The organism is Enterobacter vonholyi, from assembly GCF_040834095.1.
GTDB lineage: Bacteria > Pseudomonadota > Gammaproteobacteria > Enterobacterales > Enterobacteriaceae > Enterobacter > Enterobacter vonholyi.
In genome coordinates, this window is the sequence record NZ_CP162152.1 from 3952027 (window position 1) to 3976036 (window position 24010).

Genomic DNA, 24010 nt, shown 5'->3' on the forward strand with positions numbered 1-24010 from the left:
ATTTAAAGTGAGCACAAGAAGCCCCATATATGAAGAATGCAACGTTCTACCTTCTGGACAACGACACCCATCAGGATGGCCTCAGCGCCGTCGAACAGCTGGTGTGTGAAATTGCCGCAGAACGTTGGCGCGCAGGCAAACGCGTGTTGATAGCCTGTGAAGATGAGCAGCAGGCGATTCGTCTCGATGAAGCGCTGTGGGCCCGCCCGCCGGAGAGTTTTGTTCCGCATAACCTGTCAGGCGAAGGTCCGCGCGGCGGGGCGCCGGTTGAAATTGCCTGGCCGCAAAAGCGCAACAGTAGCGCGCGCGATATTCTGATTAGCCTGCGGATAGATTTTGCAGATTTTGCCACCGCTTTCACAGAAGTGGTAGACTTTGTCCCTTACGAAGAATCTTTGAAACAACTGGCGCGCGAACGCTACAAAGCGTACCGCCTGGCTGGTTTTAACCTGAATACGGCAACCTGGAAATAATGGAAAAGACATATAACCCACGCGATATCGAACAGCCGCTTTACGAGCACTGGGAACAGCAGGGCTATTTCAAGCCTAACGGCGACGAAAGCAAAGAGTCCTTCTGCATCATGATCCCGCCGCCGAACGTCACCGGCAGTTTGCATATGGGTCATGCTTTCCAGCAGACCATCATGGACACCATGATCCGTTACCAGCGCATGCAGGGCAAAAACACCCTGTGGCAGGCGGGGACTGACCACGCGGGTATCGCGACCCAGATGGTGGTTGAGCGTAAAATTGCCGCTGAAGAAGGAAAAACCCGCCACGACTACGGTCGCGACGCTTTTATCGACAAAATCTGGCAGTGGAAAGCGGAATCTGGCGGCACCATTACCCGTCAGATGCGTCGTCTCGGCAACTCCGTAGACTGGGAGCGCGAGCGCTTCACCATGGATGAAGGCCTGTCCAATGCCGTTAAAGAAGTCTTCGTTCGCCTGTATAAAGAAGACCTGATTTACCGCGGCAAACGCCTGGTAAACTGGGATCCGAAACTGCGCACCGCAATTTCTGACCTGGAAGTGGAAAACCGCGAGTCTAAAGGCTCCATGTGGCACATCCGCTATCCGCTGGCCGACGGTGCAAAAACCGCCGACGGCAAAGATTACCTGGTGGTCGCGACCACCCGTCCGGAAACTCTGCTGGGCGATACCGGCGTGGCCGTTAACCCGGAAGATCCGCGTTATAAAGATTTGATCGGCAAATTCGTGGTGCTGCCGCTGGTAAACCGCCGTATTCCGATTGTGGGCGACGAACACGCCGACATGGAAAAAGGCACCGGCTGCGTGAAAATCACCCCGGCGCACGACTTCAACGACTATGAAGTGGGTCGTCGTCACGCCCTGCCGATGATCAACATCCTGACCTTCGACGGCGATATCCGCGAAAGCGCAGAAGTGTACGACACCAAAGGCAACGAATCCGACGTTTATTCCAGCGAGATCCCGGCTGAGTTCCAGAAGCTGGAACGTTTTGCCGCGCGTAAAGCTATCGTGGCAGCCGTTGACGCACTGGGCCTGCTGGAAGAGATCAAGCCTCACGACCTGACCGTGCCGTACGGCGACCGTGGTGGCGTGGTAATCGAGCCAATGCTGACCGACCAGTGGTACGTGCGTGCCGACGTGCTGGCGAAACCGGCTGTGGAAGCGGTTGAGAACGGCAGCATTCAGTTCGTGCCGAAGCAGTACGAAAACATGTACTTCTCCTGGATGCGCGATATTCAGGACTGGTGTATCTCTCGTCAGCTGTGGTGGGGTCACCGTATCCCGGCATGGTACGACAATGAAGGCAACGTCTACGTTGGCCGCAGCGAAGATGAAGTGCGTCAGGAAAACAACCTGAGTGCAGACGTTGCGCTGCGTCAGGACGAAGACGTGCTGGACACCTGGTTCTCCTCCGCGCTGTGGACCTTCTCCACCCTCGGCTGGCCAGAGAACACCGACGCGCTGCGTCAGTTCCATCCAACCAGCGTGATGGTGTCCGGTTTCGACATCATCTTCTTCTGGATTGCCCGCATGATCATGATGACCATGCACTTCATCAAAGACGAAGACGGCAAGCCACAGGTTCCGTTCCATACCGTCTACATGACCGGTCTGATCCGCGACGACGAAGGCCAGAAGATGTCCAAGTCCAAGGGGAACGTTATCGACCCGCTGGACATGGTTGACGGTATCTCTCTGGAAGATCTGCTGGAAAAACGTACCGGCAACATGATGCAGCCGCAGCTGGCGGAGAAAATCCGCAAGCGCACCGAGAAGCAGTTCCCGAACGGGATTGAGGCTCACGGTACCGACGCCCTGCGCTTCACCCTGGCGGCACTGGCCTCTACCGGCCGTGACATCAACTGGGACATGAAGCGTCTGGAAGGTTACCGTAACTTCTGTAACAAGCTGTGGAACGCCAGCCGCTTCGTGCTGATGAACACCGAAGATCAGGATTGTGGCTTCAACGGCGGCGAAATGACGCTGTCTCTGGCTGACCGCTGGATCCTGGCGGAATTCAACCAGACGGTGAAAGCGTTCCGCGAGGCGCTGGACAGCTACCGCTTCGACATCGCGGCGGGCATCCTGTATGAATTCACCTGGAACCAGTTCTGCGACTGGTATCTGGAGCTGGCGAAGCCGGTCATGAACGGCGGCACTGAAGCGGAACTGCGCGGCACGCGCAACACGCTGATTACCGTTCTGGAAGGCCTGCTGCGCCTGGCGCACCCGGTTATTCCATTCATCACCGAGACCATCTGGCAGCGCGTGAAGGTGATTGCTGGCATCAACGCAGATACCATCATGCTGCAGCCGTTCCCGGAATTCGATGCGGCGAAAGTGGATGAAGCGGCATCAGCGGATACCGAGTGGCTGAAGCAGGCGATCGTTGCAGTACGTAACATCCGTGCTGAAATGAACATTGCCCCTGGCAAACCGCTGGAGCTGCTGCTTCGTGGCTGCAGCGAAGCTGCCGTTCGTCGCGTCACAGAGAACAACACCTTCCTGAAAACCATGGCGCGTCTGGAAAGCATCACCGTGCTGCCTGCGGATGACAAAGGTCCGGTTTCCGTGACCAAAATCATCGACGGCGCCGAGCTGCTGATCCCGATGGCGGGTCTGATCGACAAAGACGCCGAGCTGGCTCGTCTGGCGAAAGAAGTGGCGAAAGTCGACGTGGAAATTGGCAAAATCGAAAGCAAGCTCGCTAACGAAGGCTTTGTCGCCCGCGCGCCGGAAGCGGTCATCGCGAAAGAGCGTGAGCGTCTGGTTGCCTTCGCCGATGCGAAGACCAAGCTGATTGAGCAGCAGGCGGTTATCGCTGCCCTGTAATGCTTTTACCCCTTACGCTTCAGAGCGTAAGGGGTAAACTTCCTGAAAACTCCTCGCTTGCACTCCCCTTTCTGCGGTGCTATTAACAGCAGTTATGTGTCAATTTTTGTAATGAGTAATGCTATGAGCGTGATTACCCCCGTCGCGACGACGATGCGCCGGATCGCTGAGCAGGATAACCCGGCTATCGCCGCCGTTATCCGCACCGTTTCTGCCGAATATGGCCTGACGGCTGACAAAGGCTACACGGTTGCCGACCCGAACCTGGACGCGCTTTACCAGCTCTACAGCCAGCCAGGGCACGCCTACTGGATAATCGAGCAGAACGGCCAGGTTGTCGGAGGCGGCGGCGTGGCGCCCCTCAGCTGCAGCGAGCCGGATATCTGCGAGCTGCAGAAAATGTATTTTCTGCCAACGGCGCGTGGGCAAGGACTGGCGAAAAAGCTGGCGCTGATTGCTCTGGATCATGCGCGCAAGCAGGGCTTCAACCGCTGCTACCTTGAAACGACCGCGTTCCTCAAAGAGGCCATCGGCCTGTATGAACATCTGGGCTTTGAGCATATCGATGCGCCCCTGGGCTGTACCGGTCACGTTGACTGCGAAGTCAGAATGCTGAAAAGTCTGTAACTTTCGTTCCTGCCCTCTTCTGTTAAGCGGCTGTAAACTGAATGCTCTACACTCTCAGTTCACACCACAACGAGGGAAACACGATGTCGAAGATAAAAAGCTACGCCGCACCGCAGGCGGGTGCAGAACTTGAGCTGTACGAGTACGATGCGGGCGAACTAAAAGCAGAAGACGTCGAAGTACAGGTTGATTACTGCGGGATCTGCCACTCGGATCTCTCGATGATCGACAACGAATGGGGCTTCTCCAGCTATCCGCTGGTTGCCGGACACGAAGTCATTGGCCGCGTCGTGGCGCTCGGTAGCGCCGCGCAGGACAAAGGGCTGAAAGTGGGCCAGCGTGTGGGCATTGGCTGGACGGCACGCAGCTGTGGTCACTGCGACGCCTGTATCAGCGGAAATCAGATCAACTGCCTCGAAGGCGCCGTTCCTACCATCCTGAACAAAGGCGGTTTTGCCGATAAGCTGCGCGCCGACTGGCAATGGGTGATCCCGCTGCCGGAGAGCATTGATATCGAATCCGCCGGTCCGCTGCTGTGCGGCGGTATCACCGTCTTCAAGCCCCTGCTGATGCACCATATCACCGCCACCAGCCGCGTGGGCGTCATCGGTATTGGCGGACTGGGCCATATCGCCATCAAGCTGCTGCACGCGATGGGCTGTGAAGTCACGGCGTTCAGCTCGAACCCGGCGAAAGAGAAAGAAGTACTGGCGATGGGGGCGGATAAAGTGGTGAATAGCCGCGATCCGCAGGCGCTGAACGCGCTGGCGGGCCAGTTTGATCTGATCATCAACACCGTTAACGTGGATCTCGACTGGCAGCCGTACTTTGAAGCGCTGGCCTACGGCGGTAACTTCCACACCGTGGGTGCGGTGATGAAGGCGCTGCCGGTTCCGGCGTTTACCCTGATCGGTGGGGATCGCAGCATATCCGGTTCTGCTACCGGTACGCCGTACGAGCTGCGCAAACTGATGAAATTCGCCGGACGCACCAAAGTGGCGCCGACCACCGAACTGTATCCAATGTCGAAAATCAACGAAGCGATCCAGCACGTGCGCGACGGTAAAGCCCGCTACCGCGTGGTGCTGAAAGCGGATTTCTGATGTGAGTTTGCCGGGTGGCGGCTTCGCCTTACCCGGCCTACCTTCACTGCTGCGCCAATACGTTAAATACTTCCGCTACCGCGACCGCTCCCGGATCCATTACCCCATCCAGGTTCTCTTTATTGACATACGACGAGCGTCCCGCGCCGGCTTTCGCCATTTTCGCCGTTGCTTCGGCACCGTGCTGTGCAGCCTTCGCCGCTGCCTCGATATCTCCCTTCAGCAACGCCTCCAGCGCCGGTTGCAGCGCATCGATCAGCGTGCGATCGCCGAGATCTGCCCCGCCGTACTGCTTCATCTGCGCCAGTCCGCTGAGCAAGGCCTCAGGGAGCGTCTGACCATCGTGAAGCTTTTGCCCGGCCGCGGTGAAGAAGATCGACATCAGCACCCCGCTCGACCCGCCCATCACCGTCGCCAGCCGCTCGCCAACCAGCAGCAGCAGCTTAGACACATCATTAAGCGGGAGCGTGTTCTCCTCCAGTCGCTGCGCAATATCCCGCGCCCCTTGCGCAAAGGTGGAGCCGGTATCGCCATCACCCACTTTCGCATCCAGCGCGTTCAGGCGGTTTTCCAGCTGGATCAGCGTTTTTGTCACTGAGAAGACACACGCTCCCACCTGCGGATTGTCCGATGAGGTATATTCCACTCGATCATGAATGGCGCTGTGCGCCACGGTACGCAGTGGCGCAAACGCCACGGGCTTCTGCCAGCCCAGCGTCTCGACATCGGCGTGAATCGCTTTTTCGAAGAAATCATTGAGCTTCAGCAGCGTCAGCGAAAAGCCTTTCATATCCAGCGCGCTGACCAGCGGCGCAGGGCCAATCAGGTACGCGATGTTCTCTTTCAGCGCCGAGTGCGCCAGCTCTTTGGTCAGCAGCGCCATCTCCAGCGCAGATACGCCGCCAAGATTGTTAATCAATACCGCAAAACGCCCCTCGCCCGCCTGCGCGCGTAACGGCGTCACCAGGGTGTCGATAATGGCTTTGCTGTTTTGCGTATCCACCACGGAAGCCCCGGGCTCTCCGTGAATGCCCAGGCCCAGCTCGACATGGCCTTGTTTAATCCGCCCCTCTTCATCGTCGCTGCCCGGCAGGTTGCACGTTTGCATCGCCACGCCCAGGCTCCAGAGGTTATCGCAGGCCTGTTGCGCAATATCCCGCACCTCGCTCAGCGATTTCCCCTGCTCCGCCGCATAGCCGGCAATCTTGTGCACCAGTGCCGTTCCGGCAATACCGCGCGGCTGCTTGTTATCCGGCAGCGCGATATCGTCCGCCACGATCACCATCTCCACCTTGAGGCCGTAGCGTTTGGCCTTTTCCGCCGCCAGACCAAAGTTCAGGCGATCGCCGGTGTAGTTTTTGACGATCAGCAGACAGCCGCGATCGCCCGTGACCGCCACAATGGCGTTCAGCACCGCATCCACGCTCGGCGAGGCGAACAGATCGCCACACACTACCGCCGTCAGCATTCCTTTGCCGACAAACCCGGCGTGCGCGGGTTCGTGGCCTGAGCCGCCGCCGGAGATCACCGCCACGCGGCTTTTGTCCCAGTCGCCGCGTGCGACGATCCTGATGGCCGGATCGATATCAAGCTTGACGAGATTGGCGTGTGGCGCAGAAAGCAGTATGCCTTCAATGGCATCGTTGACCAGCTGTTTACGATCGTTAAAGAAGAATCTGGACATAGTTTCCCACTATTTTGTGAACCGTATGCAAAAGCATAGCCCGCGCTGGATAATGCGCCGCAAAGTCAGGAATTTACTCAACCAAATTGCGGCCAGGTTGCCTATACTCCACCCAGGACTAAGAGAGGAAGCGCATCATGAGTACACCATTGTTAATTGCCAGGACGCTGGAAAAAGAGCTGTATTTACTACCCGCGATGGCGAACCGCCACGGTCTGATCACCGGAGCGACCGGGACGGGGAAAACCGTCACCCTGCAAAAGCTGGCGGAGTCGCTTTCGGAGATTGGCGTACCGGTCTTTATGGCTGACGTGAAAGGCGATTTAACCGGTGTGGCTCAGGATGGGACGGCATCTGAAAAACTGCTCGAGCGGCTGAAAAATATTGGCATCACGGACTGGACGCCGCACGGTAACCCGGTGGTGGTGTGGGATATCTTTGGTGAGAAAGGCCACCCGGTGCGCGCCACCGTCTCCGATCTCGGCCCGCTGCTGCTGGCCCGTCTGCTTAACCTCAACGACGTGCAGTCCGGCGTGCTGAATATTATCTTCCGCATTGCCGACGATCAGGGATTGCTGCTGCTTGATTTCAAAGATCTACGCGCCATTACGCAATACATCGGCGATAACGCCAAATCCTTCCAGAACCAGTACGGCAATATCAGCAGCGCCTCGGTGGGCGCTATTCAGCGCGGTCTACTGACGCTTGAGCAGCAGGGGGCCGAACACTTCTTCGGCGAGCCGATGCTGGATATCAAGGACTGGATGCACACCGACAGCAGCGGCAAAGGCATTATTAACATCCTGAGCTCAGAGAAGCTCTACCAGATGCCGAAACTCTACGCCGCTAGCCTGCTGTGGATGCTCTCCGAGCTCTATGAACAATTACCGGAAGCGGGCGATCTGGAAAAACCGAAGCTGGTGTTCTTCTTTGACGAAGCGCATCTGCTGTTTAACGACGCGCCGCAGGTATTGCTGGATAAGATCGAACAGGTTATCCGCCTGATCCGCTCCAAAGGAGTCGGCGTCTGGTTTGTCTCGCAAAACCCGTCGGATATCCCCGACAACGTGCTCGGGCAGCTCGGCAACCGCGTGCAGCATGCCCTGCGCGCCTTTACGCCAAAAGATCAGAAAGCGGTGAAAGCCGCCGCGCAAACCATGCGCGCCAATCCTGCCTTTGATACCGAAGCGGCGATTCAGGCGCTAGGCACCGGTGAAGCGCTGATCTCGTTCCTGGATGCGAAGGGCAGCCCGTCTGTGGTAGAACGCGCCATGGTGATCGCGCCTTGCTCGCGTATGGGGCCGGTGACCGACGATGAGCGCAACGGCCTGATTAACCACTCTCCGGTTTACGGGAAATACGAAGACGAGGAGGATCGCGAGTCCGCGTTCGAGATGCTGCAAAAAGGGGTCCAGGCGACAACAGAATCGCAGGCTGCGCCTGCCGCTAAAGGGCAATCTGTCGCCGTCGATGACGGCATTCTCGGTGGGCTCAAAGACATTCTTTTCGGCAGCACCGGGCCGCGCGGCGGCAAGCGCGACGGCGTGGTGCAGACCATGGCGAAAAGCGCAGCCCGACAGGTCACCAATCAGATCGTGCGCGGCATGCTGGGTAGTTTGTTAGGCGGCCGTCGCCGCTAGACGCGGAATCCAGGGGCGGCCCAGCGCCGAACCCTGTACGCCGTTCTCCTGAAGATAGCGGTCAATTTCCACCATCCCCGTCCAGCGGTTCTCACACCATAGCGGTGCCAGAAGCGTTGGACGGCGGGCGCTGGCCGAGATGCGGTGGTAGACAATATCCGGCGGCGTATGGCGAATCATCTCCCCCGCTGTCACCGTATAGTCTTCAAGCTCAATACCGCTTAACCGCCCAGCCTCCCAGGCTTTCGCCATAATACTGCCCTTCACGATATGCAGCGGGTGCAGCTTAATGCCGTCCACGCCGGTTTCAACCACCTTTTCCAGCGTTTCAAGACCATGCTGTTGACCCTCGCCGGGTAACCCAACAATCAGATGCGAGCAGACCTTCAGCCCGCGCTCGCGGGCCAGGCGCGTGGTGCGCTGGTAGCAGGCGAAATCATGGCCACGGTTAATACGGTGCAGCGTTTTGTCGTGCGCGGTCTGCAAGCCCAGCTCCAGCCAGATCTCGTAGCCTTGTTCTTTGTACTCGCTGAGCAGGTCCAGCACCGCGTCCGGTACGCAGTCCGGGCGTGTGCCCACGCAAAGCCCAACAATATTGGCCTGGCTGACGGCCTGCTGATACATCGAACGCAATACCTGCACCTCCGCCCACGTGCTGGTGTAGGCCTGGAAATAGGCCAGATATTGCTTCGCGCGGTTCACCAGGCTGGCCTGGTGGGCAAGCTGTTCAGCGATAGATTTATGCCGCTGGGCCTCGTCAGCAAAGGACGCAACGTTACAGAAGGTGCAGCCGCCGCGCCCGATGGTGCCATCGCGATTCGGGCAGCTAAACCCGCCGTGCAGCGTCAGCTTATGAACCTTTTGCCCGTACCGCTGCAAAAGATCCCCACCAAACATATTGACTAATTTCTGTAACTGCATAATCTGATAGACCGTCCCGGAGAAAGGGGACAAGCCTGCCACTTTTAGCCTCTGTCGGCGATGACCTGGATCAATCGCCCTGGACGGCCTTTATCCATATGAATAAATACTCACGATTACTGCAATTTCATTCACGCCGTCTGTGATTACTTTTCCTTATGTTCTGATTGTTTTTTTCATTTATAGCGCCACCACTGAAAAACAGTGAGTTTATGCGGGTTTGCATCCATTGCCAGATTATTGTTCTGCTATAAAACCGCTATTCAGCACGCTACATTGATAATACCGCTTTCATATAGTGAGTCAGATCACACTCCGCTGCTCGCTCTCAGGTCATTCAATCAATGTAAAAATAGTTAAATTCACTTATAATACAATCACATAGGCTCTCTTTAGCACATTTTTGTATAAATAAGATTGCCATTTGACCTGTGTACCAATTCCCGATAAGTTGGAAATCCGCTGGAAGCTTTCTGGTTGAGCGGCCTGCTCATCATATTTATGCAGTAATTGAGATTCCCTCTGAAGCAAGTCCTCAAACTTGTTTACCTGCGCGAAAGGATGAAAAAGAGGGCGAATGCGAGGTCCGCGTATGAAACGCAAACCCCGTCGCCATGCTCTTTCTGTGCCTGTGCGCCACGGTAAAGTTCAGTGGGAGCCCGACGAGCCTGGGGAGGTTCACTGATATGTTGTACGATAAATCCCTTGAGAAGGATAACTGTGGTTTCGGCCTGATCGCCCACATAGAAGGCGAACCTAGCCACAAGGTAGTGCGTACTGCTATTCACGCACTGGCCCGTATGCAGCACCGTGGCGCCATCCTTGCCGATGGTAAAACCGGCGACGGTTGCGGCCTGCTGCTGCAAAAACCCGATCGTTTCTTCCGCATCGTGGCGGAAGAGCGCGGCTGGCGTTTAGCCAAAAACTACGCTGTCGGCATGCTGTTCCTGAATCAGGATCCTGAAAAGGCTGCCGCCTCACGCCGCATCGTCGAAGAAGAACTTCAGCGTGAAACCCTGTCGATTGTCGGCTGGCGCGATGTGCCAACCAACGAAGGGGTGCTCGGTGAAATCGCCCTCTCCTCGCTGCCTCGTATTGAACAGATTTTCGTCAACGCGCCTGCGGGCTGGCGTCCACGTGATATGGAACGCCGTCTGTTTATCGCCCGCCGCCGCATTGAAAAACGTCTCCAGGACGATAAAGAGTTCTACGTCTGTAGCCTCTCTAACCTGGTGAATATCTATAAAGGTCTGTGTATGCCGGCTGACCTGCCGCGCTTCTACCTGGACCTGGCGGACCTGCGTCTGGAATCGGCCATTTGCCTGTTCCACCAGCGCTTCTCCACCAACACCGTTCCACGCTGGCCGCTGGCTCAGCCGTTCCGCTACCTGGCGCACAACGGCGAGATCAACACCATCACCGGTAACCGCCAGTGGGCCCGCGCCCGTACCTATAAGTTCCAGACGCCACTGATCCCCGATCTGCACGATGCCGCGCCGTTCGTGAACGAAACCGGCTCGGACTCCAGCTCGATGGATAATATGCTGGAACTTCTGCTGGCGGGCGGGATGGATATCGTGCGCGCCATGCGTCTGCTCGTGCCGCCGGCCTGGCAGAACAACCCGGATATGGATCCTGAGCTGCGCGCGTTCTTCGACTTCAACTCCATGCACATGGAGCCGTGGGACGGCCCAGCGGGCATCGTTATGTCCGACGGCCGTTTTGCTGCCTGTAACCTGGACCGTAACGGTCTGCGTCCGGCGCGCTACGTTATCACCAAAGACAAGCTCATCACCTGCGCCTCTGAAGTCGGCATCTGGGATTACCAGCCTGACGAAGTGGTCGAGAAAGGCCGCGTTGGTCCGGGCGAGCTGATGGTTATCGACACCCGCGGTGGGCGCATCCTGCACTCCGCCGAAACCGACAACGATCTGAAGAGCCGCCACCCGTACAAAGAGTGGATGGAGAAGAACGTGCGTCGCCTGGTGCCGTTCGAAGATCTTACGGACGAAGAAGTGGGCAGCCGCGAGCTGGACGACGATACTCTCGCGAGCTACCAGAAGCAGTTTAACTACAGCGCGGAAGAGCTGGACTCTGTCATCCGCGTGCTCGGTGAAAACGGCCAGGAAGCGGTCGGCTCGATGGGTGACGATACCCCGTTTGCCGTGCTCTCCAGCCAGCCGCGCATCATTTACGACTACTTCCGCCAGCAGTTCGCGCAGGTGACCAACCCGCCAATCGATCCGCTGCGTGAAGCACACGTGATGTCGCTGGCCACCAGCATCGGTCGTGAGATGAACGTCTTCTGCGAGGCCGAAGGCCAGGCGCATCGTCTGACCTTTAAATCGCCGATCCTGCTGTATTCAGATTTCAAACAGCTCACCACCATGAAAGAGGAGCACTACCGCGCCGACACGCTCGACATTACCTTCGACGTGAACGAAGCGAGCCTTGAAGAGACGGTGAATGCGCTGTGTGACAAAGCCGAACAGATGGTGCGTAACGGCACCGTGCTGCTGGTGTTGTCCGACCGTAATATCGCGAAAAACCGTCTGCCTGTACCTGCCCCGATGGCGGTCGGCGCTATCCAGACGCGTTTGGTCGATAAGAGCCTGCGCTGCGACGCGAACATCATTGTTGAAACCGCAAGCGCCCGCGACCCGCATCACTTTGCCGTGCTGTTGGGCTTCGGCGCGACGGCGATCTACCCGTACCTGGCCTACGAAACGCTGGCCCGTCTGGTGGATACCCGCGCGATCGACAAAGATTACCGCGCGGTGATGCTGAACTACCGTAACGGCATCAACAAAGGTCTGTACAAGATCATGTCCAAAATGGGCATCTCGACCATTGCCTCCTACCGCTGTTCTAAGCTGTTTGAAGCGGTCGGCCTGCATGACGAGGTTGCCAACCTCTGCTTCCAGGGCGTGGTCAGCCGCATCGGCGGCGCCGGTTTTGCGGACTTCCAGCAGGATCTGGTGAACCTGTCCAAGCGCGCCTGGCTGGCACGTAAGCCGCTGGATCAGGGCGGTCTGCTGAAATACGTTCACGGTGGCGAATACCACGCCTATAACCCGGACGTGGTGCGCACGCTGCAGCAGGCGGTTCAGAGCGGTGAATACAGCGATTATCAGCAGTACGCTGAGCTGGTGAATAACCGTCCGGCGGCGACGCTGCGCGACCTTATTGCCCTCAATCCGGGCGATGAAGCGGTCAGCATTGACGAAGTTGAACCGGCATCGGAACTGTTCAAACGCTTCGATACCGCGGCGATGTCCATCGGCGCGCTGAGCCCGGAAGCCCACGAAGCGCTGGCGGAAGCCATGAACAGCATCGGCGGCAACTCCAACTCCGGCGAAGGCGGTGAAGACCCTGCGCGTTACGGCACCAACAAAGTGTCCCGTATCAAGCAGGTGGCATCCGGTCGCTTTGGCGTAACGCCTGCGTACCTGGTCAACGCCGACGTGATTCAGATTAAAGTTGCTCAGGGTGCTAAACCGGGCGAAGGCGGTCAGCTGCCGGGTGATAAAGTCACCCCGTACATCGCCAAACTGCGCTATTCCGTGCCGGGCGTGACGCTGATCTCCCCGCCGCCGCACCACGATATCTACTCTATCGAGGACCTGGCGCAGCTTATTTTCGACCTGAAACAGGTCAACCCGAAGGCGATGATCTCCGTGAAGCTGGTTTCCGAACCGGGCGTTGGCACCATCGCGACCGGCGTGGCGAAGGCCTATGCGGATCTCATCACCATTGCCGGTTATGACGGCGGTACCGGCGCAAGCCCGCTCTCCTCCGTGAAATATGCGGGCTGTCCGTGGGAGCTTGGCCTGGTGGAAACCCAGCAGGCGCTGGTGGCTAACGGTCTGCGTCATAAGATCCGTCTGCAGGTGGATGGCGGTCTGAAAACTGGCCTCGACATCATCAAGGCGGCGATCCTCGGTGCGGAAAGCTTCGGTTTCGGTACGGGTCCAATGGTCGCGCTGGGCTGTAAATACCTGCGTATTTGCCACCTGAACAACTGCGCAACCGGCGTTGCAACCCAGGACGAGAAGCTGCGTAAGAACCACTATCACGGCCTGCCGTTCAAAGTGACAAACTACTTTGAGTTCATCGCCCGTGAAACCCGCGAGCTGATGGCGCAGCTGGGCGTGAAACGTCTGGTGGACCTGATTGGCCGTACCGACCTGCTGAAAGAGCTGGAAGGCTTCACCGCCAAGCAGCAAAAGCTGGAGCTGTCTAAGCTGCTGGAAACCGCGCAGCCGCATCCTGGCAAAGCGGTCTACTGCACCGAGAACAACCCGCCGTTTGATAACGGCGTGCTGAACGCACAGCTGCTGCAGCAGGCGAAGCCGTACGTGGACGACAAGCAGAGCAAAACGTTCTGGTTTGATATCCGTAACACCGACCGTTCCGTGGGTGCATCGCTCTCCGGCTACATCGCGCAGACGCACGGTGACCAGGGGCTGGCGTCGGATCCGATTACCGCGCACTTCAGCGGTACCGCGGGTCAGAGCTTCGGCGTGTGGAACGCAGGTGGTGTTGAGCTGTACCTGACCGGCGATGCCAACGACTACGTCGGTAAAGGCATGGCGGGCGGTCTGCTGGCGGTGCGTCCTCCGGTCGGCTCAGCCTTCCGCAGCCATGAGGCCAGCATCATCGGTAACACCTGCCTGTACGGCGCGACCGGCGGTCGTCTGTTTGCAGCAGGCCGTGCGGGCGAGCGTTTTGCGGTGCGTAACTCCGGTGCCATCACCGTGGTGGAAGGCATTGGCGATAACGGTTGTGAATACATGACGGGCGGGATTGTTTGCGTTCTGGGTAAAACCGGCGTGAACTTCGGCGCGGGCATGACGGGCGGTTTTGCGTACGTCCTGGACGAAGACGGCGAGTTCCGCAAACGCGTGAACCCGGAGCTGGTGGAAGTGCTGGACGTTGACACGCTGGCCATTCACGAAGAACACCTGCGCGGTTTAATTACCGAACACGTGCAGCATACCGGTTCTTCGCGCGGCGAAGAGATCCTGGCGAACTGGCCGGCGTTCTCTGCGAAATTCGCGCTGGTTAAGCCGAAGTCCAGCGATGTTAAAGCCCTGTTGGGTCACCGTAGTCGTAGCGCAGCAGAGCTGCGCGTGCAGGCGCAGTAAGGAATTCAGATGAGCCAGAACGTATACCAGTTTATCGACCTGCAGCGTGTTGATCCGCCAAAGAAACCGCTGAAGATCCGCAAAATTGAATTTGTTGAAATCTACGAGCCGTTTTCAGAAGGCCAGGCCAAAGCACAGGCAGACCGCTGCCTGTCCTGCGGTAACCCTTACTGCGAATGGAAATGTCCGGTACACAACTACATCCCTAACTGGCTGAAGCTGGCCAACGAAGGACGTATTTTTGAAGCCGCCGAGCTGTCTCACCAGACCAATACCCTGCCGGAAGTGTGCGGCCGCGTGTGTCCTCAGGACCGTCTGTGCGAAGGCTCCTGTACGTTGAACGACGAGTTCGGTGCGGTGACCATCGGCAACATTGAGCGTTATATCAACGATAAAGCGTTCGAGATGGGCTGGCGTCCGGACATGACCGGCGTGAAGCAAACCGACAAGCGCGTGGCGATCATCGGCGCGGGCCCGGCGGGCCTGGCCTGTGCGGACGTACTGACCCGCAACGGCGTGAAGGCGGTGGTCTTTGACCGTCATCCGGAAATCGGCGGTCTGCTGACCTTCGGTATCCCGGCCTTCAAGCTGGAAAAAGAGGTCATGACCCGTCGCCGGGAAATCTTCACCGGCATGGGCATTGAGTTCAAACTGAACGTGGAAGTGGGCCGCGACGTGCAGCTCGACGACCTGCTGAAGGATTACGACGCCGTATTCCTGGGCGTGGGCACCTATCAGTCCATGCGCGGCGGTCTGGAAAACGAAGACGCGCCAGGCGTGTACGACGCGCTGCCGTTCCTGATTGCCAACACCAAGCAGATCATGGGCTATGGCGAAACCGCCGATGAGCCGTTCGTCAGCATGGAAGGCAAACGCGTGGTGGTGCTGGGCGGCGGTGATACCGCGATGGACTGCGTGCGTACCTCCATTCGTCAGAATGCGGCACACGTGATCTGCGCCTACCGTCGTGACGAAGAGAACATGCCGGGCTCTAAGCGCGAAGTGAAAAACGCGCGTGAAGAGGGCGTGGAGTTCCAGTTCAACATCCAGCCTCTGGGTATTGAAGTGAATGCCAACGGCAAAGTGAGCGGCGTGAAGATGGCGCGTACCGAGATGGGCGCACCGGATGCGAAAGGTCGCCGTCGCGCCGAGATCGTCGCCGGTTCTGAACACGTGATCCCGGCCGATGCCGTGGTGATGGCGTTCGGTTTCCGCCCTCACAGCATGGAGTGGCTGGCGAAGCACAGCGTTGAGCTGGATTCGCAGGGCCGCGTAATCGCGCCAGAAGGCAGCGATAATGCGTTCCAGACCAGCAACCCGAAAATCTTCGCCGGTGGCGATATCGTTCGCGGTTCCGACCTGGTGGTGACGGCGATTGCCGAAGGCCGCAAGGCGGCTGACGGGATCCTGAACTACCTGGAAGTGTAAAAAAACAGGCCCGATTGGGCCTGTTTTTTTATTTCACGACGCGAAGAGCCGGACGACCACCGCGCGGAGGCGGATCGTCATCAGGGTCATTGTCATCGTGATGATCGGGTTTATCGCCATCGATAAGTGACATCACCGTGTCGCTTTCGCGCTCATCAGATGCATTCTCATCATTCAGGCTGGCAACCTCTTCATCATACGCCGCTTCCGGCTCGAACATAGTTCCCGCACCGTTTTCACGCGCGTAGATGGCCAGCACAGCGGCCAGCGGAACGGAAACCTGACGCGGCACGCCGCCAAAACGCGCGTTGAAGCGCACTTCATCGTTCGCCAGCTCCAGGTTACCCACCGCGCGCGGGGCGATGTTCAGTACGATCTGCCCGTCACGTGCGTATTCCATTGGAACCAGCACGCCCGGCAACGTCACATCCACAACCAGGTGCGGCGTGAGCTGGTTATCCAGCAGCCATTCATAGAAGGCGCGCAGCAGATAAGGACGGCGTGGGGTAAGTTGTGACATTTCCACAGTCATTAGCCTCGGCCGAGACGCATTTCACGTTCCGGTTCAGTTAAGGATGCCAGGAAAGAGTCGCGCTCAAAGACGCGAGTCATGTAGCCCTTCAGCTCTTTCGCGCCAGGACCGCTGAACTCTACGCCCAGGGTCGGCAGACGCCACAGCAGCGGTGCCAGGTAGCAATCCACCAGGCTGAACTCATCGCTCAGGAAGAACGGTTTCTGACCAAACACCGGGGCGATTGCCAGCAGCTCTTCACGCAGTTGCTTACGCGCAGCGTCAGCTTCAGAAGCGGAACCGCTGGTAATCACGTTCATCAGCGAGTACCAGTCTTTTTCGATACGCTGCATGTACAGGCGGCTTTCACCACGCGCGACAGGGTAAACAGGCATCAGCGGCGGATGCGGGAAACGCTCATCCAGATATTCCATAATGATACGGGATTCCCACAGGGTCAGCTCGCGATCCACCAGCGTCGGTACGCTTTGGCTCGGGTTGAGATCGATCAGATCCTGAGGCGGGTTATCCTTTTCCACATGCTCGATCTCAAAACTGACACCCTTCTCGGCCAGCACGATACGAACCTGATGGCTATAAATGTCAGTAGGACCAGAAAACAGCGTCATTACCGAACGTTTGTTGGCAGCGACAGCCATGAAAACCTCCAGGTATATTCAGAATTTTTACTGCTACCAGCCCAACAGGGGCCAGCCAGATGTTGTATCGCCCATCCCAGAGAAAACACATTGTTCAAGAATCGAACAAAAATCGAGTATTCACCGATATTTGGGCAGAAAATTGGATGATAGTTTACCAGATTTTGATGGCTTTGTGGTGAGGGGATTCTGGAAATGTGGAAAAAGAGAAGATATATGCATGGATATTGTGGATAACCTGCGCATTATCCATAAAAAAACCCGCCGAAGCGGGTTTTTCGCCAATCGTTCTGCGTAAGCAGAATGGATTAACGTTTGGAGAACTGTGGACGACGACGTGCTTTACGCAGACCCACTTTCTTACGTTCAACCTGACGCGCGTCACGAGTAACGAAGCCAGCTTTACGCAGTTCAGAACGCAGGGATTCGTCGTACTCCATCAGAGCGCGGGTGATACCGTGACGGATCGCACCTGCCTGACCGGAGATACCACCACCTTTAACGGTGATGTACAGATCCAGTTTTTCTACCATGTCAACCAGTTCCAGCGGCTGGCGAACTACCATGCGGGCAGTTTCGCGACCGAAGTATTGTTCCAGAGAACGCTGGTTGATTACGATTTTACCACTGCCCGGTTTGATGAAAACGCGAGCTGCGGAACTTTTGCGGCGACCAGTGCCGTAGTATTGATTTTCAGCCATTGCCTATAATCCCGATTAGATGTCAAGAACTTGCGGTTGCTGTGCCGCGTGGTTGTGCTCGTTGCCTGCGTAAACTTTCAGTTTACGGAACATAGCACGACCCAGCGGGCCTTTTGGCAGCATGCCTTTAACCGCGATTTCAATCACACGCTCAGGACGGCGGGCAATCATCTCTTCAAAGGTCGCTTCTTTGATACCACCGATGTGGCCGGTGTGGTGGTAGTACATTTTGTCAGTACGCTTGTTGCCGGTTACAGCAACTTTATCAGCGTTCAGAACGATGATGTAATCACCGGTATCAACGTGCGGAGTGTATTCCGCTTTATGCTTACCGCGCAGGCGACGAGCCAGTTCAGTAGCCAGACGGCCCAGAGTTTTACCGGTCGCGTCAACAACATACCAGTCGCGCTGTACGGTTTCTGGTTTAGCTGTAAAAGTTTTCATTAAAAGCTTACCCAAATAATAAGTTACACGTTGGTGAACACCCAAACGTTTAGTCAGTTGAGGTTCACACGACAAAGTCCGGCAAACCTACCCCTTCGAATAGCACATGCCGACACATAGAAAGTTTCGGGAAAAAAACCTTCTCGTAACGTGGGGTCGCAAGATTATAGAGAAGTTGAGGTCAAAGATCGACCCTTAAATGTGATTTGGAATGGGTTTTTCGGGGCCACGGAAAATGCCGGGTGGCGGCTGCGCCTTACCCGGCCTACAAGGCTCCCTTCTCAGGGAGAGGGTGGTATTTATTAAGGCATATGCTCCAGCTTCAGGTACTCCTCGCTCTGCATCTCCTGCAGGCGAGACAGGCAGCGCTGGAACTCAAACTTCAGTCGCTCTCCCTGGTAAATCTCATATAAAGGTACCTCGGCGCTGACCACCAGCTTGACGTGGCGCTCATAAAACTCGTCCACCAGCGCAATGAAGCGTCGCGCCTCGCTCTCCATCAGCCGCGTCATCACCGGCACATCCAGCACCATCACGGTGTGGAACAGACGTGAAAGCGCAATGTAGTCGTGCTGGCTACGGGCATCCACGCAAAGCGTCGTAAAGCAGACCGCCAGCGTTTGGTTTTCGACGCCAAGGGTGGGGAGCGGGCGATGGTTAATCTCGAGTTCCGGGGCATGCTCGCGTTTTGCTCCCGCCAGCGCCAGCCAAAGTTTATCCATCTCGCGGGTGGTATCGGCATTTAGCGGCGAAAGCCACAGGTGCGCCTGGGTCAGCGTGCGCAGACGATAATCGACACCGGCATCGACGTTCATAATGTCACAATGCTGTTTGATAGCGTCAATGGCGGGCAGGAAGCGTGCCCGCTGCAGGCCGTTGCGGTACAGATCGTCCGGCGGGATATTCGACGTGGCCACCAGCGTAATCCCGCGGGCAAATAGCGCCTTCATCAGGCCGCCTAACAGCATGGCATCGGTGATGTCAGACACAAAAAACTCATCGAAGCAGAGTACGTCCGTTTCCGCCTTGAACCGGTCGGCCACAATCACCAGCGGATCGCTTTTACCCTGCAGCGCAGTCAGCTCTTCATGCACCCGCAGCATAAAGCGGTGGAAGTGCAGACGCTGTTTACGTGTACCTGGCAGGCTCTGGTAGAACATGTCCATCAGCCAGGTTTTTCCGCGACCGACCCCGCCCCACATGTATAAACCGCGCGCCGGCGCGTGAGCCTGTGGCGCTTTTTTACCGAGCAACCGCCCAAACGCCGCCTTTAGCCCGCCATTCTGTTCGGTTTCAGCGGGTTTTGCCGTGAGCTCCTGGTAAATCATCTCCAGACGGTTTACCGCCTCACGTTGAACGTCGTCAGGCTGATGAGTGCCCTCGTTAAGGGCCAGTTGATATCGCGATGCAGGGGACAGGTTTTGCATAATCTTATTGTTATTCCTTCAATTAACGCTCATCAGCAGACGTGACTGATGAAAAAAAGGCCGTTCTACACTACGCGATGATACGTCAGGATTCCACTTCTGCAGAAATAGCGGTTATAGTGGCATTATCAGGCACAGGCAGGAGCCGAGCCAACACCCTACGGAACAACAAGACAACGGGAGAAGTTCATGACCTGGGAATATGCGCTAATCGGTTTAGTCGTCGGCATCGTCATCGGTGCTGTGGCCATGCGTTTCGGTAATCGCAAATTGCGTCAGCAGCAGTCACTGCAATACGAACTGGAAAAGAACAAAGCCGAGCTGGAAGAGTATCGTGAAGAGCTGGTCAGCCATTTTGCCCGCAGCGCCGAGCTGCTGGACAACATGGCGACCGACTATCGTCAGCTGTATCAACATATGGCAAAAAGCTCCAGCAGCCTGCTGCCGGAAATGACCGCTGAAACTAACCCATTCCGCAACCGTCTGGCTGACTCTGAGGCCGGTAACGATCAGGCGCCCGTTCAGATGCCTCGCGACTACTCCGATGGCGCGTCCGGCCTGCTGCGCGGCGGTGTAAAACGCGATTAATCGCACAACCTGAATTTATTTTACGGGCGCAGCGATTGCGCCCGTCCTTTCTTCATGACCCCAGCTATCATTTAGTTAAACACCTCATTGTTCAGCGGTTTAAAATTCAATAACATCAACGTGTTTTTGGGGCCGTTTTTCCTTTATTCCAGGTTACGAGAGTCAACATCGATGAAGAAAAAAAACCAGCTGTTGAGCGCTATCGCGTTAAGTGTCGGGTTATCTCTCTCGGCGTCCGTCCCTGTATTCGCTGCTCTCCCCTCCCAGGTGCCTGGCCAGGCGGCCATTCCAAGCCTCGCGCCCATGCTGGAAAAAGTGTTGCCTGCGGTCGTCAGCGTTCAGGTTGAAGGCACGGCGGTACAAAGCCAACGCGTCCCTGAAGAACTGAAAAAATATTTTGGCGATGAGTCTCCCGACCAGCAGGCGCAGCCTTTTGAAGGCCTGGGCTCTGGCGTCATTATTGATGCAGCTAAAGGCTATATTCTGACTAACAACCACGTCATCAGCCAGGCCGATAAAATCAGCGTCCAGCTAAACGATGGCCGCGAATTTGATGCCAAACTGATTGGCGGCGATGACCAGAGCGACATCGCGCTGCTGCAGGTGCAAAACCCGAGCAATCTGACCCAGATTGCCATCGCGGATTCTGACAAACTGCGCGTCGGCGACTTTGCCGTCGCCGTGGGCAACCCCTTTGGCTTAGGGCAAACCGCCACCTCCGGGATCGTCTCCGCGCTGGGGCGTAGCGGCCTGAATCTGGAGGGACTGGAAAACTTTATCCAGACCGATGCCTCAATCAACCGTGGAAACTCCGGAGGGGCATTGCTCAACCTTAACGGCGAGCTGATTGGGATTAACACGGCGATTCTGGCCCCAGGCGGCGGCAGCATCGGGATCGGTTTTGCTATCCCCAGCAATATGGCCAAAACCCTGGCGCAGCAGCTGATCCAGTTCGGTGAAATCAAACGCGGGCTGCTGGGCATTAAAGGTATGGAGATGAGCGCTGATATCGCAAAAGCGTTCAACATCAATGTACAGCGCGGGGCGTTTGTCAGTGAAGTGCTGCCAAACTCCGGCTCCGCAAAAGCGGGCGTGAAATCGGGGGATGTGATCGTCAGCCTGAACGACAAACCGCTGAACAGCTTTGCAGAACTGCGTTCGCGGATTGCCACAACCGAACCAGGCGCCAAAGTGAAGCTGGGCCTGATACGTGACGGTAAGCCGCTTGACGTTGAGGTGACGCTGGATAAGAGCACCTCTTCCTCGGCCAGCGCGGAGCTTATTGCCCCGGCGCTGCAAGGGGCTACGTTGAGCGACGGGCAGCTGAAAGACGGTACGAAAGGCATTAGCATCGACACCGTCGAGAAGAGCAGCCCTGCCGCGCAGGCCGGATTGCATCAGGATGACGTGATCATCGGTGTAAACCGCAATCGCGTGCAGTCTATTGCCGAACTGCGCAAAGTGCTGGAAAGCAAACCGGCGGTTATTGCCCTGCAGGTCATGCGTGGCAATGAGTCCATCTATATTCTGTTGCGCTAAGCATTTGCGATCCGGACATCACCGCTGCATGTGATGTCCGGATAACTCATGTTATGCTGCAAATCGTTCCTTTTTTAACGAAACGCGCATCATGCTTTCAAAGCTCTTACGTTCTATTGTCATCGGTTTGATTGTCGCTGGCCTGCTGCTGCTGGTGCTGCCGTCTTTACGTCAGTTCAATAAACTGTCTGCTCCCCAGTTTGATAGCACGGATGAAACGCCGGCCACCTATAACCAGGCCGTACGCCGAGCCGCCCCCGCCGTAGTTAACGTCTATAACCGTGGCCTGAATAGCTCAGCCCACAACCAGCTGGAGATCCGCACCCTCGGCTCCGGCGTGATCATGGACGAGCGCGGCTACATTATTACTAACAAGCACGTGATAAACGATGCTGACCAGATCATCGTCGCCCTGCAGGATGGCCGCGTGTTTGAGGCATTACTCGTTGGGTCTGACAGCCTGACCGATCTGGCCGTCCTGAAGATTAACGCCACGGGCGGTTTGCCGGTCATCCCGATCAACCGTAAACGTACCCCGCATATTGGTGATGTCGTCCTGGCGATTGGTAACCCTTACAACCTGGGCCAGACCATCACCCAGGGGATTATCAGCGCGACCGGTCGTATCGGCCTCAACCCATCCGGGCGGCAGAACTTCCTGCAAACCGATGCCTCCATCAACCACGGTAACTCCGGCGGGGCGCTGGTGAACTCGCTGGGCGAGCTGATGGGTATCAATACCCTCTCGTTCGATAAAAGTAACGACGGTGAGACGCCGGAAGGGATCGGCTTTGCCATTCCGTTCCAGCTGGCGACCAAAATTATGGATAAACTGATCCGCGACGGACGCGTGATCCGCGGCTATATCGGTATCGGCGGGCGCGAAATTGCACCGATGCATACCCAGGGCGGCGGTATCGATCAGATTCAGGGCATCGTGGTTAACGAGGTGGCACCGGGTGGTCCGGCGGCTAACGCGGGGATTCAGGTAAACGATGTGATTGTTTCGGTCAACGGCACGCCAGCGGTCTCTGCGCTGGAGACGATGGATCAGGTGGCAGAAATTCGCCCGGGTTCTATCATCCCTGTTGAGGTCATGCGCAACGATAAGAAACTGACGCTGCACGTGACGATTCAGGAATACCCGGCCACTAACTGACAGGCATAAAAAAACGGAGCGATAAGCTCCGTTTTTTTTACCGGGAGACGGTTCGTATTACTTGTTAACGAACTCTTCGCCCAGGGTAATATCTTTCTTCAGCGTATCCAGCATGCCTTCCATCGCGTGTTGTTCAAACGCGCTCAGCGTACCAATAGATTTACGCTCTTCGATACCGTTTTTACCCAGCAGCAGCGGTTGGGAGAAGAAGCGAGCGTGTTCGCCATCGCCTTCAACGTAAGCGCATTCAACAACGCCTTTCTCGCCCTGCAGAGCGCGAACCAGTGACAGACCAAAACGCGCAGCCGCCTGGCCCATAGACAGGGTTGCAGAACCGCCACCCGCCTTCGCTTCCACCACTTCGGTGCCCGCGTTCTGGATACGTTTAGTCAGATCAGCCACTTCCTGCTCGGTGAAGCTCACGCCTGGGATCTGCGACAGCAGAGGCAGGATGGTGACGCCAGAGTGACCGCCAATTACCGGTACTTCCACTTCTGTTGGCTGCTTGCCTTTCAGCTCAGCAACAAAGGTGTTGGAACGGATGATATCCAGCGTGGTTACGCCGAACAGTTTGTTTTTGTCGTAAACACCCGCTTTCTTCAGCACTTCTGCCGCGATAGCCACGGTGGTGTTCACCGGGTTAGTGATGATGCCGATGCATGCTTTCGGGCAGATTTCTGCAATCTGCTGCACCAGGTTTTTCACGATGCCCGCGTTGACATTGAACAGGTCTGAACGATCCATGCCTGGCTTACGCGCCACGCCTGCAGAAATCAGCACCACGTCGGCACCCTGCAGCGCAGGACGTGCATCTTCACCGGAGAAGCCTTTGATTTTTACAGCAGTCGGGATGTGGCTCAGGTCAACCGCCACGCCTGGGGTTACCGGAGCAATATCGTACAGGGAGAGTTCTGAGCCTGAAGGCAGTTGGGTTTTCAGTAGTAGGGCAAGCGCCTGGCCGATACCACCAGCAGCGCCGAGGACTGCGACTTTCATCCTAAACTCCTTATTATGGTTAACTTAAGTATCTGTAAATCCGTTGCGGCGACCATAATTCAGCAAGTAAATAATTACAATTTTCGTAGCTAAAGAATTTGAGGTCAC

The 24010-nt window shown here is 56.7% G+C and carries 18 protein-coding genes; 10 read left to right on the forward strand and 8 right to left on the reverse strand.

Translation table 11 applies throughout. The features are described from left to right. The first annotated feature begins 29 nt into the window (after positions 1 to 29). The 4 genes from holC (at position 30) to AB3N39_RS18565 (ending at position 5058) form a co-directional block, all read left to right on the forward strand. Positions 30 to 473: a DNA polymerase III subunit chi gene (holC, locus tag AB3N39_RS18550; protein WP_008502815.1), complete on the forward strand. Its 444-nt coding sequence runs from the start codon at positions 30 to 32 to the stop codon at positions 471 to 473. Then, positions 473 to 3328 carry a valine--tRNA ligase gene (locus AB3N39_RS18555; protein WP_143345586.1) on the forward strand — a complete coding sequence of 952 codons (2856 nt, stop codon included), beginning with the start codon at positions 473 to 475 and terminating at the stop codon, positions 3326 to 3328. Before holC ends, AB3N39_RS18555 begins: the two co-directional genes overlap by 1 nt. A 123-nt stretch (positions 3329 to 3451) precedes the next feature. Beyond that, a complete protein-coding gene (locus tag AB3N39_RS18560; RefSeq protein ID WP_143345587.1) occupies positions 3452 to 3955 on the forward strand; it encodes a GNAT family N-acetyltransferase in 504 nt (167 codons plus the stop codon). An 83-nt stretch (positions 3956 to 4038) separates the two neighbouring features. Then, positions 4039 to 5058, forward strand: coding sequence for an NAD(P)-dependent alcohol dehydrogenase (locus tag AB3N39_RS18565; protein WP_143345588.1), 1020 nt, complete (start codon positions 4039 to 4041; stop codon positions 5056 to 5058). A gap of 43 nt (positions 5059 to 5101) precedes the next feature. Here AB3N39_RS18565 and AB3N39_RS18570 read toward each other — a convergent pair whose 3' ends face one another. Further along, positions 5102 to 6742 (reverse strand): dihydroxyacetone kinase subunit DhaK, encoded by a 1641-nt coding sequence (locus AB3N39_RS18570; RefSeq protein ID WP_367896941.1) that lies wholly within the window; start codon positions 6740 to 6742, stop codon positions 5102 to 5104. Positions 6743 to 6879: 137 nt separating this feature from the next. Here AB3N39_RS18570 and AB3N39_RS18575 point away from each other — a divergent pair, with 137 nt between their 5' ends. Then, positions 6880 to 8382: a helicase HerA-like C-terminal domain-containing protein gene (locus AB3N39_RS18575; protein WP_367896942.1), complete on the forward strand. Its 1503-nt coding sequence runs from the start codon at positions 6880 to 6882 to the stop codon at positions 8380 to 8382. Here the strand turns inward: AB3N39_RS18575 and AB3N39_RS18580 are convergent. Further along, positions 8362 to 9303 (reverse strand): TIGR01212 family radical SAM protein, encoded by a 942-nt coding sequence (locus AB3N39_RS18580; protein WP_133295472.1) that lies wholly within the window; start codon positions 9301 to 9303, stop codon positions 8362 to 8364. The genes AB3N39_RS18575 and AB3N39_RS18580 overlap by 21 nt on opposite strands. Before the next feature lie 686 nt (positions 9304 to 9989). Between AB3N39_RS18580 and gltB the strand changes: the two genes are divergently transcribed. Next, complete coding sequence (gltB, locus tag AB3N39_RS18585; RefSeq protein ID WP_115876363.1) at positions 9990 to 14450, forward strand: glutamate synthase large subunit; 4461 nt, start codon at positions 9990 to 9992, stop codon at positions 14448 to 14450. 9 nt (positions 14451 to 14459) lie between these two features. Next, the gene (gene gltD / locus AB3N39_RS18590; RefSeq protein WP_023309377.1) at positions 14460 to 15878 is read left to right on the forward strand and encodes a glutamate synthase subunit GltD; all 1419 of its coding nucleotides are present in this window, start codon (positions 14460 to 14462) and stop codon (positions 15876 to 15878) included. A gap of 28 nt (positions 15879 to 15906) precedes the next feature. On the opposite strand, the gene sspB is transcribed toward gltD, so the two are convergent. The 5 genes from sspB to zapE all read right to left on the reverse strand — a co-directional run bounded on the left by sspB (position 15907) and on the right by zapE (position 19620). Further along, complete coding sequence (gene sspB / locus AB3N39_RS18595) at positions 15907 to 16404, reverse strand: ClpXP protease specificity-enhancing factor (protein ID WP_115876392.1); 498 nt, start codon at positions 16402 to 16404, stop codon at positions 15907 to 15909. A gap of 5 nt (positions 16405 to 16409) precedes the next feature. Continuing rightward, positions 16410 to 17048, reverse strand: a complete 639-nt coding sequence (sspA, locus tag AB3N39_RS18600; RefSeq protein WP_014885418.1) for a stringent starvation protein SspA — start codon at positions 17046 to 17048, stop codon at positions 16410 to 16412. 308 nt (positions 17049 to 17356) lie between these two features. After that, positions 17357 to 17749 (reverse strand): 30S ribosomal protein S9, encoded by a 393-nt coding sequence (gene rpsI, locus AB3N39_RS18605; protein WP_003860436.1) that lies wholly within the window; start codon positions 17747 to 17749, stop codon positions 17357 to 17359. Positions 17750 to 17764: 15 nt separating this feature from the next. Beyond that, positions 17765 to 18193: a 50S ribosomal protein L13 gene (gene rplM / locus AB3N39_RS18610; RefSeq protein WP_003860434.1), complete on the reverse strand. Its 429-nt coding sequence runs from the start codon at positions 18191 to 18193 to the stop codon at positions 17765 to 17767. Positions 18194 to 18495: 302 nt separating this feature from the next. Beyond that, positions 18496 to 19620 carry a cell division protein ZapE gene (gene zapE / locus AB3N39_RS18615; RefSeq protein WP_367896943.1) on the reverse strand — a complete coding sequence of 375 codons (1125 nt, stop codon included), beginning with the start codon at positions 19618 to 19620 and terminating at the stop codon, positions 18496 to 18498. 189 nt (positions 19621 to 19809) lie between these two features. Here zapE and zapG point away from each other — a divergent pair, with 189 nt between their 5' ends. The 3 genes from zapG to degS all read left to right on the forward strand — a co-directional run bounded on the left by zapG (position 19810) and on the right by degS (position 22906). Continuing rightward, positions 19810 to 20208 (forward strand): Z-ring associated protein ZapG, encoded by a 399-nt coding sequence (gene zapG / locus AB3N39_RS18620; RefSeq protein ID WP_008502832.1) that lies wholly within the window; start codon positions 19810 to 19812, stop codon positions 20206 to 20208. Between the two features lie 171 nt (positions 20209 to 20379). Beyond that, the gene (degQ, locus tag AB3N39_RS18625) at positions 20380 to 21747 is read left to right on the forward strand and encodes a serine endoprotease DegQ (protein WP_149367563.1); all 1368 of its coding nucleotides are present in this window, start codon (positions 20380 to 20382) and stop codon (positions 21745 to 21747) included. 91 nt (positions 21748 to 21838) lie between these two features. Further along, positions 21839 to 22906, forward strand: a complete 1068-nt coding sequence (gene degS / locus AB3N39_RS18630; RefSeq protein ID WP_248174954.1) for an outer membrane-stress sensor serine endopeptidase DegS — start codon at positions 21839 to 21841, stop codon at positions 22904 to 22906. A gap of 57 nt (positions 22907 to 22963) precedes the next feature. Here degS and mdh read toward each other — a convergent pair whose 3' ends face one another. Continuing rightward, the gene (mdh, locus tag AB3N39_RS18635; protein ID WP_023309387.1) at positions 22964 to 23902 is read right to left on the reverse strand and encodes a malate dehydrogenase; all 939 of its coding nucleotides are present in this window, start codon (positions 23900 to 23902) and stop codon (positions 22964 to 22966) included. Between the last annotated feature and the right edge of the window lie 108 nt (positions 23903 to 24010).